Source organism: Stappia sediminis (genome assembly GCF_009826895.1).
Taxonomy (GTDB): Bacteria; Pseudomonadota; Alphaproteobacteria; order Rhizobiales; family Stappiaceae; genus Hongsoonwoonella; species Hongsoonwoonella sediminis.
Genome location: NZ_WUMV01000006.1, coordinates 437,621 through 451,530 on the forward strand (window position 1 = coordinate 437,621; position 13,910 = coordinate 451,530).

12 protein-coding genes are annotated in these 13,910 nt (G+C 62.5%); 4 read left to right on the top strand and 8 right to left on the bottom strand.

The window, feature by feature from the left end; translation table 11 throughout:
• Positions 1-18: 18 nt before the first annotated feature.
• From GR183_RS14280 to GR183_RS14295, 4 genes are all read right to left on the bottom strand, one after another.
• The gene (locus GR183_RS14280; protein WP_160776303.1) at positions 19-777 is read right to left on the bottom strand and encodes a F0F1 ATP synthase subunit A; all 759 of its coding nucleotides are present in this window, start codon (positions 775-777) and stop codon (positions 19-21) included.
• Positions 778-861: 84 nt separating this feature from the next.
• On the bottom strand, positions 862-1,230 hold the full coding sequence (locus GR183_RS14285) for an AtpZ/AtpI family protein (protein ID WP_160776304.1): 369 nt from the start codon (positions 1,228-1,230) through the stop codon (positions 862-864).
• Positions 1,231-1,450: 220 nt separating this feature from the next.
• Positions 1,451-4,909 (bottom strand): chromosome segregation SMC family protein, encoded by a 3,459-nt coding sequence (locus GR183_RS14290; RefSeq protein WP_160776305.1) that lies wholly within the window; start codon positions 4,907-4,909, stop codon positions 1,451-1,453.
• A 102-nt stretch (positions 4,910-5,011) separates the two neighbouring features.
• Entirely contained in the window at positions 5,012-5,650 is a 639-nt protein-coding gene (locus GR183_RS14295; protein WP_160776306.1) for a DsbA family protein, read from the bottom strand.
• A 308-nt stretch (positions 5,651-5,958) separates the two neighbouring features.
• Here GR183_RS14295 and GR183_RS14300 point away from each other — a divergent pair, with 308 nt between their 5' ends.
• Entirely contained in the window at positions 5,959-6,495 is a 537-nt protein-coding gene (locus tag GR183_RS14300; RefSeq protein WP_160776307.1) for a hypothetical protein, read from the top strand.
• Between the two features lie 6 nt (positions 6,496-6,501).
• Here GR183_RS14300 and GR183_RS14305 read toward each other — a convergent pair whose 3' ends face one another.
• Positions 6,502-7,035, bottom strand: a complete 534-nt coding sequence (locus GR183_RS14305; RefSeq protein WP_160776308.1) for a DUF721 domain-containing protein — start codon at positions 7,033-7,035, stop codon at positions 6,502-6,504.
• 164 nt (positions 7,036-7,199) lie between these two features.
• On the opposite strand from GR183_RS14305, the gene mutY reads away from it, so the two are divergent.
• The gene (gene mutY, locus GR183_RS14310; protein ID WP_160776349.1) at positions 7,200-8,267 is read left to right on the top strand and encodes an A/G-specific adenine glycosylase; all 1,068 of its coding nucleotides are present in this window, start codon (positions 7,200-7,202) and stop codon (positions 8,265-8,267) included.
• 17 nt (positions 8,268-8,284) lie between these two features.
• On the opposite strand, the gene GR183_RS14315 is transcribed toward mutY, so the two are convergent.
• Positions 8,285-9,739 (bottom strand): AMP nucleosidase, encoded by a 1,455-nt coding sequence (locus tag GR183_RS14315; RefSeq protein WP_160776350.1) that lies wholly within the window; start codon positions 9,737-9,739, stop codon positions 8,285-8,287.
• A 475-nt stretch (positions 9,740-10,214) separates the two neighbouring features.
• Between GR183_RS14315 and GR183_RS14320 the strand changes: the two genes are divergently transcribed.
• A complete protein-coding gene (locus GR183_RS14320) occupies positions 10,215-11,351 on the top strand; it encodes a site-specific DNA-methyltransferase (RefSeq protein ID WP_160776309.1) in 1,137 nt (378 codons plus the stop codon).
• Positions 11,352-11,819: 468 nt separating this feature from the next.
• On the opposite strand, the gene GR183_RS14325 is transcribed toward GR183_RS14320, so the two are convergent.
• Together GR183_RS14325 and GR183_RS14330 are read right to left on the bottom strand one after the other, a co-directional pair.
• Positions 11,820-12,425 (bottom strand): TetR/AcrR family transcriptional regulator, encoded by a 606-nt coding sequence (locus tag GR183_RS14325; RefSeq protein ID WP_160776310.1) that lies wholly within the window; start codon positions 12,423-12,425, stop codon positions 11,820-11,822.
• Between the two features lie 194 nt (positions 12,426-12,619).
• The gene (locus GR183_RS14330) at positions 12,620-13,069 is read right to left on the bottom strand and encodes a MarR family winged helix-turn-helix transcriptional regulator (protein ID WP_160776311.1); all 450 of its coding nucleotides are present in this window, start codon (positions 13,067-13,069) and stop codon (positions 12,620-12,622) included.
• A 98-nt stretch (positions 13,070-13,167) separates the two neighbouring features.
• Here GR183_RS14330 and GR183_RS14335 point away from each other — a divergent pair, with 98 nt between their 5' ends.
• Positions 13,168-13,830: a glutathione S-transferase family protein gene (locus GR183_RS14335; protein WP_160776312.1), complete on the top strand. Its 663-nt coding sequence runs from the start codon at positions 13,168-13,170 to the stop codon at positions 13,828-13,830.
• The last annotated feature ends 80 nt before the right edge of the window (positions 13,831-13,910 follow it).

Here is a 13,910-nt window from a genome sequence, read left to right on the forward strand (position 1 = left end):
GGGGCCGTCAGGTTGTCCTCAGTGGCTCGGATGAAGAGCGTCGTTGAGGTACATGCAGGTCAACACCGTGAAGACGTAGGCCTGCAGGAAAGCGACCAGGAATTCCAGGCCGGTGAGCGCCACGCCCATGACGAGCGGCAGGATCGAGGTGATCGGCCCGAAGATGCCGAGCGCATCGCTCGCCAGCAGCGAGACGACGAAGCCGGTAAAGACTTTCAGCGTGATGTGTCCGGCGAGCATGTTGGCGAAGAGACGAACCGAAAGGCTGATCGGACGCGAAAGGAACGAGATCACCTCGATCAGCGTCACCAGCGGGACGAGCGCACCGGGCACGCCGTGAGGCACGAACAGGCCGAGGAACTTGGCGCCGTGCTTGGCGAAACCGTAGATGACCACAAGGCCGATCACGACCATGGCGAGCGCGAAGGTCACGATAAGGTGGCTCGTCACCGTGAAGAAATACGGAAACATGCCGAGAAGGTTGGCGATCAGCACGAACATGAAGATGGAGAAGACGAAGGGAAAAAAGCGCATCCCCTCGTTTCCGGCCGAACTTCGCAGCGTACTCGCCACGAACTCGTAGCTCATTTCCACCATCGACTGCCAGCGCGTCGGCACGAGGCCCCGTCCGCTGGTGCCCATGATCAGGAAGAGCGCGGTCACGGCGACGGTCGCCACCATGAAGAGCGCCGAATTCGTAAATGAAAGATCAAGGCCCCCGACCTCGATCGGAATGATCTTGCTGATCTGGAACTGATGGATCGGATCGTTCGCCACCGGCTCAGCCCCTCTTCCTTGTCTCGATCATGTCGGGCATTGCGCCCGAATGGTTCATATTCATGACTCTTGCGCCCGCAACTCTCAGTCGTTCCGGCCGCGGCCCCCGCCGTAAGGGTCGGACACGAGCCCGGCCGACCTCAAGACGTTTATCACGCCCGCGACGAACCCCAGCAGCAGGAATACGATTAGCCCCCAGGGCGACGTTCCCAGACCGCTGTCGATCAACCAGCCGATTCCGCTACCCACCAGAATACCGGCGACGAATTCCGTCGACAGCCTCAGGGCTAGCGCAATGCCTTTCGCGTCACCCTCGCGCTTGCTGCCGTGGCGGACTTCCTCCGCCTGGCGCTTCGCATCGAGCGATCGGCTAAGCCGGTCCATCCGTTCGGACAGATCCGCTCCCCGAGGTTTTCCCTCGCCGCTTTCCTTACCGGTATTCTCTGGAGACATGGTCTGGATCCCCGTCGTTTCCGGCTGGAAATCGGCGTTGGGTGAAGCCCCCGAAAGCCGGGCGCACCATAGTCGGCACCCTATAGCCTGTCAAGGCGGCATGAATACGGGTTAACCTGCTGATTTTGCTTGATATTCCACTTTTGGCGAAGGCTGTGGCCGGGCCGCTTCGCAAGCTTCCACCGAAAACTTCCGGGGAGGAATCGCTCTCGCGCGGACTTCAGACCGCTTCAAGGAAGCTTTCCGCCGTCTCGAGATCGACGGAAACGAGCTGCGAAACGCCGCGTTCGGCCATGGTCACGCCGAACAGGCGATTCATGCGCGCCATGGTGATCGGGTTGTGCGTAATGACCACGAAACGCGTGTCGGTATTGCGCGTCATTTCCTCCAGAAGATCGCAATAACGCTCGACGTTGGCATCGTCGAGCGGGGCGTCCACCTCGTCGAGCACGCAAATCGGCGCGGGATTCGTCAGGAACACCGCGAAGATCAGCGCCATGGCGGTCAGCGCCTGCTCGCCGCCGGAAAGAAGGGTCATCGTCTGCGGTTTCTTGCCCGGCGGGCGGGCGATGATTTCGAGGCCCGCCTCCAGCGGGTCTTCGGCATCGACGAGTTGAAGTTCCGCGGTGCCCCCGCCGAAAAGATGGGTAAAAAGGCGCTGGAAGTGATCGTTTACCTGCCCGAACGCCTTCAACAGGCGCTCGCGCGCCTCCCGGTTCAGGTTGGAAATCCCGTTGCGCAGCCGCTTGATCGCCTCGATCAGGTCGTCGCGCTCGCTGGCAAGCGTCGTGCGCTGCTCGTCGATTTCGCGCATTTCCTCATCGGCTCGAAGGTTCACCCCGCCAAGGCGCTCGCGCTCGCCCTTCAGCCGTTCCAGCTTGCGCTCCATCGCCTCGTGCTGCGGCAGCGGCGCGCCTTCCTTCAGCCCTGCAAGTTCCGGCAGCGCCGAAACCGGGACTTCAAGCGCCTCGTCGATCCGCGCCTCGATTTCCGCCTTGCGGGCGCGGGCGGCTTCCAGCCGCTCTTCCGTCCTGATCTTGCGTTCGCGGGCGCCCGACAGCGCCTCCAGCGTCGCCTTCGCGCCCCTGTCGAGTTCGGCGAGCGCAGCTTCGGCGGCGACAAGCGCATCGTCGGCCTTCTTGCGGTCCTCTTCGGCGGAAGAGACCTGGCTCAAAAGCTCGCGGCGCTTCAGGTCGATATCCTCCGGCGCTTCGGCAAGCGTCTGCCGCTCTTCTTCCGCCTCCTCGCGCCGCCCGCGCAAAACTTCGATCTGGGACTGCGCGTTGGACACGCGGTTTGCCCAGTTGGCCCGTTCGCGGGCGATCGCCTCAAGCCTGCGGTCGCGCATCTGCCGTTCGCGGGCGACGCCTTCGGCGCTCGCGCGCGCTTGCGCCAGTTCGGCCCGCGCATCGGCAAGCGTGTTGCGCAGTTCGGCAATCGCTTCTGCCAGACCGCCTACTTCGGGAAGGTCGGCGGCATCCGATTCCGCGTCCAGCATGCGCTCTCGCGCTTCGGCGATTTCCTCTTCCAGCCGCTGAACGGTCTCGCGCAAGGTTTCCTGGCGGGAGGAAAGCTGCGTCAGCGCCCTTTCGGCTTCAGCCAACGCCTCACGCGCAAGCATCGCCCTGCGCTGGCTTTCCTTCAGCCGGCCGCGTGCCGCCTGTTCGTCCTCGCCGGCCCGGCGCACGACATCGGACGCTGCCTGAAGTGAGGCCTGACGCACCTCGACCTCGGCTCGTGCTGTCTCGATCTCGTCTTCCAGTGCCGCTAGCCGGTTTTTCTGCTGCAGGCGCTGTGCTGCGGGCGTGGGCGCATCGGCCGCGATCGTGAAGCCGTCCCAGCGCCAGAGATCGCCATCGCGGCTCACAAGCCGCTGGCCGGGCTTGAGAATCGCCTGCAAGGCTGGACCGCGATGCGCATCCACGATGCCGATCTGCGCAAGCCGGCGGTGAAGCGCTGATGGCGCATCGACTTCATGCGACAGCGGCACCGCGCCTTCAGGCAGGGCCGGATCGCCCGCCATGTCTGCGGAACCCGCCCAATGGACAGGCGCTTCGCCGTCGAGCGGCGCATCGAGATCCTCGCCGAGCGCGGCACCAAGTGCCGCTTCGAAGCCCGGCGCCACCTTGATCGCCTCAACGACCGGCTCCCAGTCGCCCGGCGCCTCGACGTTGAGCACCCTTGCAAGCGTGGCCGCTTCCGTTTCAAGCCGCGACAGCTTGCCCTGCGCCTCGGAAAGCGGTGCCCTTGCGGCCTCCAGCGCTTCGCGGGCCGTGCCCGTCGCCTCTTCCGCCTCGGCCACGGTCTCTTCGCCGTTGACGAGTTCGGCTTCGGAAAGCTCCAGTTCCTCGCGGCGCATCGCCGGGCCTTCTTCTCCCGCGATCCGGTCCGTGACGGCGCTCAGTTCGTCCTCAGCCTCCGCCATCTGGCGCGACAGCCGGTCGGCCCGCGCCTTCGCGTCCTGGACAAGGCGCTCCAGTTCCCGGCGCCGCGCGTCGACGCGGGCTTGCTCTTGCGTCAGCTCGCCGAGCTTCGTCTCCAGCGACGCGACCTTTTCCGCCGCCGCCTCGACGCGAGCTCCCGTCTCCTCCGCGCGTTCGGCTTCCGCTTCGTTCTCCAGCCGCAGCTCTTCTTCCTCTTGGGAAAGCAGTTCCAGATGCTCGCCGTTTTCAGCGATCATGCGCTCTTCGCGCTCGATATCGCCGGCAAGCTGCTGCAGGCGCGCGGTCAGGTCCGAAAGCTTCTCGCGCACCCGCCGCTCTTCGGAATCAAGCTCGTTGCGCGCGATGACGAGCCGCTGAAGCACCGCTCCCGCCTTTGCCGCCGCATCGCGAAGTTCCGGCATCCTGTGCTGGGCGATGGCCTGATGTTTCGCGGCTTCCGCCTGCGTCGCGGTTGCCGTCGCCATCTCCTGCGCGGCCGTTTGCGCTTCCGCGTCGGCGGTTTCCAGATGCGCCTTGCCTTCAAGCCAGCGCAAGTAAAGGAGTGTCGCTTCCGTCTGGCGGATTTCGGAGGAAAGGTTGCGGTATCGGCTTGCCTGGCGCGCCTGCCGCTTCAGCCCGTCGAGCTGCTGGTCGATCTGGACGAGAACGTCCTCCAGCCGCTCAAGGTTCTGTTCGGCCCCCTTCAGGCGCAATTCCGCCTCGTGCCGGCGCGAGTGGAGGCCGGAAATGCCGGCCGCCTCTTCCAGGATCATGCGCCGCGAGGTCGGCTTTGCCGCGATCAGTTCGCCGATCTGGCCCTGGCGCACCAGTGCGGGCGAGCGTGCCCCGGTCGAGGCATCGGCGAAGAGAAGCTGCACGTCGCGGGCGCGCACGTCCTTGCTGTTGATCTTGTAGACGGAGCCCGCTTCGCGCTCGATCCGGCGCGTGACCTCCAGAAGGTCGGCGTCGTTGAAGCCGGAAGGTGCCGTACGCGCGCCGTTGTCGAGGAAAAGCGTCACCTCGGCGGTGTTGCGCGCCGGCCGGTTCAGGCTGCCGGAGAAGATCACGTCGTCCATGCCGGACGCGCGCATGTTCTTGTAGGAATTCTCGCCCATGACCCAGCGCAGGGCCTCGACGAGGTTGGACTTGCCGCATCCGTTCGGCCCCACGACGCCTGTCAGCCCCTCGCCGATGACGAATTCCATCGGTTCGACGAAGGACTTGAAACCCAGGACGCGCAGCTTGTTGAACTTCATGGCCGGCTTCTCCGGCCGGTCGTGCTTGCCCGGGAGAATTGGGCCTGGAGGAGCTGAATGCCGGGCACGGGCGAACGCTCGCCCGCCCGCGCCGCGCGCCGGTCACAGATGCTTTGCCAGCTCTTCGTCCAGCTGCTCAACCGTGATCGCTCCATTCACCTTCTCGCCGTTGACGAAGAAGGTCGGCGTCGAACTCACCCCGAACTCGCTCGAGGCGCGATTCTTGATATTGTTTATTGCGTCGAGAAGTTCCTGATTCTGCAAGCAGCTTTCGAAGTTTTCCTGTGTAAATCCGATCTGCTTGGCGAAATTCAACAATGAATTGTAAGGATCGTTGGTGAAAGCCCACTTGCGCTGTTCGGCGAACATGGTGTCCACCACGTCGAAATACTTGTCTTCCGGTGCGCAGCGCGCGAGCATGAAGGCGGCTGTCGCAACCGGATCGAGCGGGAATTCGCGGAACAGGAAGCGCACCTTGCCCTTCTCGATATATTCGCTCTTCAGATGCGGATAGGTGTTCTTGTGGAAATTCGCGCAATGACCGCAGGTCATCGACGCGTATTCCACGATCGTGACGGGCGCGTTTTCATCGCCCAGCGCCATCTCCGGCAGGGGCCCCGCCTGCATCAGCGCTTCCACATCCACGCTTTCCGCCAGTGCCGGAACGGCGCTGAGCGTCAGCCCGGCGGCCAGCATTACGCGGGCGGAACGGTCCAGGAATTGTCTTCTGTTCAAAGTCACCTTGCGTCTTCCTATGCGCTTCGCGGCTTCAGCCGCCGGATTTCGTATCGGCACCCGATAATCGTGCGGGTTGGGCGTCCGTTGAGTGAATGTGTAAGCCCAATTGCTCTCGCGTCAACGGGAGAGGTGAATTGTGGCATCAATGAGAGGTGAGCCAACCTGCCGGTTCACGCTCCGGTGAAATTAACGATCACGTAACTTTTGGTGCAAAAAGCGCATTTTCCCGCAAGGTCGGCGGCTTCGGTGCTTTTCATGCTCGCAACACGGCGCTACGCACGTCCGCTCGTAATTCCGCAACCGGAGGGATGATGGTCCGCGCGCCCGTTCTCGTCGCCGCCTGTCTGGCTCTTGCCGCCTGCCAGTCGGGCTCCGAAAGCCCGCCGCCTGCTTTATTCGCCTCGGCGCCCCAGGTGGAACCTGCCGTTGCAGCTCATCGGGGCGACAGCGGACAGCCTGTCTCGGCTCCCCTCTCGCTCGTGCCGGAAACGGCCGCGCAATCCGTCCCTTCCGCAGTCTCGCCGGCTCGGCCGTTCGTTGCGGCGGCTACGCAAGGGTCCACGCTTTCCGGCACGGATCTCGGTGAAATCACTCAAGGGTATTGGCGGGTGGTAACGCTTGCCGGCTGCGGCCTTCGCTTTGGCCACCCCGGCGTTGCCGGCGCTCCGGTCTCGGCCTCCGGCTGCGGCGCATCCGCTGTGGCCGGCGCGCATACATGGTCGGTGACAGGCGACACCTTGCGTCTTCTGGATGCGAGCGGCGTCGAAGTCGCAACGCTTTTCGTGGACAGGCCGGATCTTCTGACGGGCTATACGCCGTCGGGTGCGGAAATCGTCCTCAGCAGGTAATCCCGCTCAGCGGTTTTTTGCGATCACGGCGCGCCCGAGCCTTTCCAGCGCGCGGCGCAAATGCGGTGCCGTCACTTCGGAAACCTTTTTCGAAAGCTCGCATTCCTCGTCGCGCGTAAGCTCCCTCAAGGGCACGGGTTCCGCTTTCTTGCGCGCCACCACCGGGCGCTGGACGATCTTGATGCGCCCCACCGCCGCCCAGCCGAAATAGTCGTTGATACGGTCGATCAGCGTCGGGAGCTCATGGGTCAGGAAAAGCGCCGTCGCCCCGTCGGTATGGACCGTGAGGGTCGCGGGATCTGGCGCGTGATCGCCGCTGCCGTCGGCGGAACGCGGCCAGTGGAGCCGTGCCGGCTGGACGCGGGTTGCATATCGTTCGCCGACGATGTCCGGCCAGTCCGACAGCAGGTCGGCGGTGGCGAAGCCGCGTTTCTTAACGGCGGCGGCGATCGGCCTTGCGATGAGTTCGCCGAGCGGGCGCGCGTTCGTTAGGCGCTTTGCGCCGGCTCCGCTATGCAATCTGGAATCGTTCGTCGCCATGGCCGCTCTTTCTTCGACCGATCCCCGGACCGGCTGAATTGTAACCCGAAGCAGTATTTTCCACAAAATTTCAGCCCGATTCGCATGAGAATTTCTGCGAAACAAGAACAACCTGTGTGAAACCTCTTGAAATCTTCGTTTTCAACACGATCCTCGACACCGTCATGACGCTTGCCGCAGCACCCTCCGCCCTCATCGCCTGGTACGACCGTCACGCCCGCCCGCTTCCCTGGCGCGTCTCGCCGGAAGACCGCGCGCTCGGCGTCGTTCCGGACCCCTATCACGTGTGGCTGTCGGAGGTGATGCTGCAACAAACGACGGTCGCGGCGGTGAAGTCCTATTATTCGGCCTTTGTCGAGCGCTGGCCCCGGGTGGAAGATCTCGCGGCGGCTGGAGAAGAGGACGTCATGAAGGCCTGGGCGGGCCTCGGCTATTATTCGCGCGCCAGAAACCTGAAGAAATGCGCCGAAACCGTCGCCCGCGACCATGGCGGCCGCTTTCCGCAAACGGAGGAAGGGCTGAAGGCCCTTCCCGGCATCGGTCCTTATACGGCGGCCGCGATAGCGGCGATCGCCTTCGACCGTCCGGCCGCCGTCGTCGACGGCAACATAGAGCGTGTGATCACGCGGCTCGAAGCGATCGAAACGCCCCTTCCCGATGCCAAGCCGCAGATCCGCGATCATGTGGCTGAATTGATGCCGCCGGACCGGCCGGGGGATTTCGCGCAAGCGATGATGGACCTCGGCGCGACGATCTGCACGCCGCGAAAGCCGGCCTGCGCCCTTTGTCCGTGGATGGACGAATGCGCGGGTCGCCGAAAAGGGATCGCGGAAACTTTGCCGCACAAGGCGGCGAAAGCGCAAAAGCCCACCCGGCGCGGCATGGCCTTCGTCGCCGTGCGTGAGGATGGCGCGGTTTTATTGCGCCGCCGCCCCCCGCGCGGCCTCCTTGGCGGAATGAGCGAGCCGCCGACGAGCGAATGGGCCGCCGATGCCGTGACCGACCGTCCGCTCGATGCCCCATTGGCGTTGAAATGGCGGAAATCGCCTGCCCCCGTCCGCCATACCTTTACCCATTTCCATCTGGAGATGACGGTCTGGCGCGCGGACGCCCCGGCGGGCACGCCTCCTCCGCACGGGCACTGGTGGTCGCCCTCTCACGAGATTTCCGGCGAAGCCCTGCCGACGGTCATGAAGAAGGCGGTTGCCGCCGGCCTCGGCAAGACGGTCTGAAATCCGCCATCGCGGCCTTACTGGAACGCAGTTTCCGCGAAGCTCCTGAGTTTGCGCGAATGCAGGCGCTCGCGCGGCATCGCCCGCAGCTTCTCCATCGCGCAAATGCCGATCTCAAGATGCTGGGAGACCTGCTTCTTGTAGAAATCGCTCGCCATTCCGGGCAGCTTCAGTTCGCCGTGCAACGGCTTGTCGGAAACGCAAAGCAGCGTTCCGTAGGGCACCCGGAAGCGGAAGCCGTTCGCCGCGATCGTCGCCGATTCCATGTCGAGCGCGATCGCGCGCGACTGCGAGAACCGCTGCACCGGTTCGCGGTGGTCGCGCAATTCCCAGTTCCGGTTGTCGATGGAGGCGACGGTGCCCGTACGCATCACACGCTTGAGTTCATATCCCTGGTAGCCGGTCACCTCCGTCACCGCCTGCTCCAGCGCCACCTGCACTTCCGCAAGCGGCGGGATAGGCACCCACGTCGGCAGGTCCGCGTCGAGCACATGGTCCTCGCGCACGTAGCCATGCGCAAGCACGTAATCGCCGAGCGTCTGGCTGTTCCGCAATCCCGCGCAATGGCCCAGCATCAGCCAGGCGTGCGGGCGCAGCACCGCGATATGATCGGTGATCGTCTTGGCGTTCGACGGTCCGACACCGATGTTGACCATGGTTATGCCTGAGTGGTCGTCCCGCTTCAGGTGGTAGGCGGGCATCTGCGGCATGCGCGAAAGCCCGTCGCCATCCCCCGGTTCGCCCCGGCTGGTGATCACGTTTCCCGGCTCGACGAAGGCGGTGTAGCCGCTTTGCGGGTCGGCCAGGTGCTCGCGTGCCAGCCGGCAGAATTCGTCCATATAGAACTGGTAGTTCGTGAAGATCACGAAGTTCTGGAAATGCTCTGCCGCCGTCGCCGTATAGTGCTGCAGGCGGTGCAGCGAATAGTCGACGCGAGGTGCGGTAAAGGGGGCAAGCGGGCGCGCTTCGCCGGGCGCCGTCTCGAAAGTGCCGTTGACGATGGCATCGTCCATCACCGAAAGATCCGGCAGGTCGAAGAGATCGGCGAGCGGACGGTCGAGGCGGCCCATCACCGCGTTTTCCACGTGCCGGCCGTCGTAGAAGGCGAAATGCAGCGGGATCGGTACCAGGCTTTCGCCGATTTCAACGGCGTTGCCGTGATTCTTGATCAAAAGCGCGATCTGCTCTTCCAGGTAGTCGGCGAAGAGGTCGGGCCGCGTGATTGTCGTGGAATATACGTCCGGCCCCGATACGAAACCGTAGGAAAGCCGGCTGTCGAGGCGGCTGTGCGTACTCGTCGAAACCCTGACTTCCGGATATGTCGCGCGCACCCTGCCCGGCGGCAATTCGTCATTTGCAAGGCCGTCGAAGCAATCGCGCAGGAAAGCTGTGTTGCGCTCGAAGATGTCGGTCAGCCTGCGCACGGCGGCCTTGGCATCCCTGAATGCCTCGTGGGGGATCGGCGCGGGCATGTGGGCTGCGGGCTTGTCGGTCGTCGTTTCAACGGGATCGGTTCTTGTCACGTAATACGCTTCCTTTCTCGTTTTTATCAGGCTTCATCGCCAATGCGATGCGGTCAAGCCGCAAGGTGCCGGCTAAAATAATTTTCGCAACGTGAGGAATTTTTTATCGCAGAAAATTTCGACCGAACCAAGGAATCCTCGATTTTTCTTCAGGTTAACGTCTTGCCCGCCCCGGTCTTGCGAAATGCGAGAGTTCGAAGATCGGAAACGGCGAAAATGCGAGTCCGGCCAAGGCTTTGCAGGCGTAAAGCCGCACAGGCAAGGAGCGCAAGGGCGTTAACAAAGCGAAGCAGACGCTGCGGCGCGGCTCACCTTGGTAAACAAACCATTGATTCAGAAAGAATAATTCGTTTCACCGCTTAACTTGCGATTTACCAACTCCGGTAACCATGAGCCTCGTAATTGCGTGAGGTAATGCGTCGCAATGAGAGTACAGAGTAAAGGGGTGTCGGCAGCGGCACCCCATTCATCCGACAGGCCGGACTGGCTGGACACGATCATCAAGGGCGATTGCGTCGCGGCGCTTGAAAAGCTGCCGAAGCATTCCGTCGATGCCGTTTTCGCCGATCCCCCGTACAATCTGCAGCTCGGCGGAGACCTTCTCCGCCCCGATCATTCGCAGGTCGATGCCTGCGACGATCACTGGGACCAGTTCGCAAGTTTCGATGCCTATGACGCCTTTACGAGGGCGTGGCTGCTTGCGGTAAAGCGTGTCCTGAAGCCGGACGGCTCGCTCTGGGTCATTGGTTCCTATCACAATATCTTTCGCGTCGGCACGATCCTTCAGGACCTGGGCTTCTGGATCCTGAACGACGTGGTGTGGCTGAAGTCGAACCCGATGCCGAATTTCCGGGGGAAGCGCTTCACCAACGCCCACGAGACGTTGATCTGGGCCGTCCCGAAAAAGGACGCGCGCTACACCTTCAACTACGAGGCGTTGAAGACGTTCAACGACGATCTTCAGATGCGTTCGGACTGGAACCTGCCGCTTTGCACCGGCTCGGAACGGCTGAAGGACGATGCTGGCCAGAAGGTGCATCCGACCCAGAAGCCGGAATCGCTGCTTTACCGGGTGCTGCTTTCGTCCACGAACCGCGGCGATGTGGTGCTCGATCCTTTCTTCGGAACGGGCACGACGGGTGCTGTCGCGCGCAAGCTCGGCCGTCATTTCGTCGGCGTGGAACGCGAGCAGGACTATATCGCTGCGGCCGAAAAGCGCATCGACGGGCTGACGCCGGCCAATGACGATGCGCTGGAGGTTTCGCGCGGCAAACGCGCCGAACCTCGCGTGCCCTTCGGCAACCTTCTCGAGGCAGGCCTCATCAGGCCGGGCGACAGGCTCACCTGTGCGCGCGGACGCCACAGGGCGACGGTGCGTGCGGACGGCTCACTCGTCTCCGGCGAGCACAATGGCTCCATTCACAAGGTCGGCGCCCTCGTCCAGGGGCAGAGCGCCTGCAATGGTTGGACTTTCTGGCATATCGAGCAGGACGGCATCCTTGCGCCCGTCGACGGTCTTCGCCAGATCATCCGCTCCGGACTGCGCCAAGGCAGCCGGTGAACCAGATCAACCTGCGTTCAGGAGACCTCCCCTGAACGCAGACAAGTTGATCGCCCAGCAAAATGCTGGAGCATCCCTTGCTTGTTCTTGGCAACGATAGGGATGCTCCAGCGTCTCCCCGCGGTTCAAATGCTTCATGCCCCGTGCCGAAGCAAAACCCCGGACGGTTCGCCGCCCGGGGTTTTTCTTGCTTTCGGCCATGGATACTGGATTGCCGGATCAGGTCTTGCAGTGGCGGGACCTTGACCGACCGCAGCCCGGCCAAACCTGCTCCCACCCTCACAAGTCTTTGAAAATTCGCGCGGTTTTTGAATTTCAGAGTGTCAGACCCAAGCGCCTTCCCTCTCCCTCGAAGGGAGAGGGTCAGGGTCAGGGTGAATTGTGTTCGCTGCCAAAAAATCCGAGGAGAAAGCCGTCTCCGGAGCGATCTCCGGTCGCCAAAGCGATCTGATCACCTTGCCCCTTGCCTCACTCTCCGGGCATAGCGGACGCCCGGCCCAGCGGCTGGCTGACATTCAGCAGCGCATCGAGAAGCGCATAGAGCGGCATGGCGACATCGGCGAGCCCGCCTTCCGAAAGCGGATCGAGGCCGATGCCGGCAGCGTAGAAGAGCGAAGCATTTTCGTAGGAGTTGGCCGGGTTGCCGGCCTGGGCGAACAGCTGGCTCAAGTAACTCAGGCGCTTTTCGTCGACGCTCTTCAGCATTTCGGCGGCCGCATGGTCGTAGCGCGCCCATTCGCGGATCGCTGGCTCCAGCTTCAGCCCGTGGAAATCGCCGACGATTGCCGCGTTACCGGCAAGCCCCGCCCATGTCTGAAGCTTCTCGTAGGCCGACCCGCGCGCCTCTTCCACCCGTTCGATCACGCCTTCTCCGGCATCGATGCGCCAGACTTCGCGCATCATGAGCTTGAGTTCCGCCGCGTCCTTGAAATGCCAGTAGAATGACCCCTTGGAAACCCTGATGCTGCGCGCGATCGCCTCCACACGCACCGCATTCGGTCCGCCCCTCGCCAGTGCCTGTAATCCGGCGAGGACCCAGTCGGTCCGGCTCAACGGCCCCCGGTCTGCCTCCATGACGCTCCCTCACTTGATACTACGGCGTCATACTTGTTTGGGGCTTCAGGTCACGGCTTCATAAATTTTCGAGCAAATCCATGGAGCCATACCTGTCCCGGCCTCATGGTACTTCATTTTGCCGTTCGATAGGAGCATGGATACATGATTATGATTTAATATTACGTAATGTAAACTTCACGTGCCCGCCCGCGTCACTTCGAAGGCAGCAGCTTTTCCAGCGTGGTGGCCAGCATTTTCGTCTCGTCGTCCGTCAGCATTTCGCCGACTTCCCGCTGCATTGCCTCGGCGTAGACGGGCCACATTTCCTCACGGATCTTCCGACCTTGCCTGGTAATGCGGACGACGATGCCGCGCCCGTCCTGCGCGCAAATTTCGCGCTTCACGTAGCCTGCCTTCTCCATCCGGTCGAGCAGGCGCGACATATTGTACTGCGCCATCAAGATGCGTTTCTCGATCTCCAGTGGCCTCAGTTGGCCGCTCTCCTCGCGATCGAGTTCCAGGAGTACGTCGTACCAGGAAAGTGGCGGAAAGCCGTATTCCTTCAGGGTTCTTTCGATGCCGCAGCGGACGTGCTCCGCCACCCGGGTCAGGCGGACCCAGGCGAGCTCGACGGTTTCTGACGTCAGGGCAATTTTACGCATGGCCCGTCGCTATCAGATCGTCGCAATTGCATCAATCTTGATTTTTCAATGCAGATGCATGATAAATGATGCAAATGCAACAAGATGGGAAAATGATGATGTCTGAGGTTCCTGTCCTCGTCAGCCATACGCTTTGCCCCTACGTTCAGCGAGCGGCGATCGCGCTCACCGAAAAAGGCGTCCCTTTTGAGCGGATCTATGTCGATCTCTCCAACAAACCGGAATGGTTCCAGCAAATTTCGCCGCTTGGCAAGGTGCCTGTGCTGAAAGTCGGCGAAGAATCCTTGTTCGAGTCCGCGGCGATCGTCGAATATCTGGAAGACGTCTATCAAAATCCGCTACACCCGGGCGATCCGATCAAGCGCGCGCAGCACCGCGCCTATATGGAAATGGGCTCCAATATCCTGAACGGCATCGGCGGGCTCTACAACGCGCCGGACGAGGCCGCCTTCGCTGCGAAAGCGAAGGAGTTGCGCCAGCGCTTCGAGCGTCTTGAAGCCGACCTCGGGGAAGGTCCATTTTTCGCCGGCGAAACCTTTACCCTGGTCGATGCGGTCTTCGGGCCCATTTTCCGCTATTTCGACGTTTTCGACGAGATCGGCGATTTCGGCGTGCTGACCGGGCTTGAAAAGGTCGCCCGCTGGCGCAAGGCGCTTTCCGAGCGTCAGTCCATCAAGGATGCCGTCACCACGGAATATCCGGCACTGCTGCGCGCCTTCCTGCAAAAGCGCAACAGCCATATCGCGAAACTTGCTGCCTGATCTTCGCCTCGGCGAATTCAGACATTAATGCCGAAAGCCCGGCCCGGGGGAAGGTCCCCCGCCCGGGTTTTTTTCTTCAC

Excerpts from the sequence above, each read along its gene's own strand:
- GR183_RS14300 (WP_160776307.1), top strand. The coding sequence starts at position 5,959 with ATGGTCCGCGCGCCCGTTCTCGTCGCCGCCTGTCTGGCTCTTGCCGCC.
- GR183_RS14315 (WP_160776350.1), bottom strand. The coding sequence starts at position 9,739 with ATGCCCGCGCCGATCCCCCACGAGGCATTCAGGGATGCCAAGGCCGCC.
- mutY (WP_160776349.1), top strand. The coding sequence starts at position 7,200 with ATGACGCTTGCCGCAGCACCCTCCGCCCTCATCGCCTGGTACGACCGT.
- GR183_RS14305 (WP_160776308.1), bottom strand. The coding sequence starts at position 7,035 with ATGGCGACGAACGATTCCAGATTGCATAGCGGAGCCGGCGCAAAGCGC.
- GR183_RS14320 (WP_160776309.1), top strand. The coding sequence starts at position 10,215 with ATGAGAGTACAGAGTAAAGGGGTGTCGGCAGCGGCACCCCATTCATCC.
- GR183_RS14290 (WP_160776305.1), bottom strand. The coding sequence starts at position 4,909 with ATGAAGTTCAACAAGCTGCGCGTCCTGGGTTTCAAGTCCTTCGTCGAA.
- GR183_RS14330 (WP_160776311.1), bottom strand. The coding sequence starts at position 13,069 with ATGCGTAAAATTGCCCTGACGTCAGAAACCGTCGAGCTCGCCTGGGTC.
- GR183_RS14325 (WP_160776310.1), bottom strand. The coding sequence starts at position 12,425 with ATGGAGGCAGACCGGGGGCCGTTGAGCCGGACCGACTGGGTCCTCGCC.
- GR183_RS14335 (WP_160776312.1), top strand. The coding sequence starts at position 13,168 with ATGTCTGAGGTTCCTGTCCTCGTCAGCCATACGCTTTGCCCCTACGTT.
- GR183_RS14285 (WP_160776304.1), bottom strand. The coding sequence starts at position 1,230 with ATGTCTCCAGAGAATACCGGTAAGGAAAGCGGCGAGGGAAAACCTCGG.